The organism is Alcanivorax sp. HI0083, assembly GCF_001635175.1.
On record NZ_LWFX01000778.1, the window covers coordinates 1 to 365 of the forward strand.

Genomic DNA, 365 nt, shown 5'->3' on the forward strand with positions numbered 1-365 from the left:
GCTCCAGCGCCAGGAAACCATAGAGGGTGGACCACAGGCCATAACCGTGAACCGGCAGGATGATACGGCTCAGTTCGCCATTATCACCACGGGCCAGGTATACCTCGGCCACGTCCGCCTGGTTCTTGATACCGGCAATGTCCACGTCGCCACTAAGGCGCTCGGACTGGGCCGGGTCCTTGGCGGCGGTACGCTGATCATAGCTTTCCGGCATCTCTACATAGTCACCGCTTTCGATGTCGACAAACTTGCGCTCGATGGACTTGAACTGCTCGTTCACGTCCTGGCTAGCGTCGTACATGCCGGCGGCCAGCAGGATGTTCATGCGCTTGTCGATCAGCTTGTTTTCGTTCTGTACCGGGCGC

At 58.9% G+C, this 365-nt stretch carries 1 pseudogene; it reads right to left on the reverse strand.

Annotated features, from left to right (window positions below):
• A pseudogene (locus A3754_RS27500) lies at positions 1-365 on the reverse strand (Na(+)-translocating NADH-quinone reductase subunit C); the annotation flags it as partial.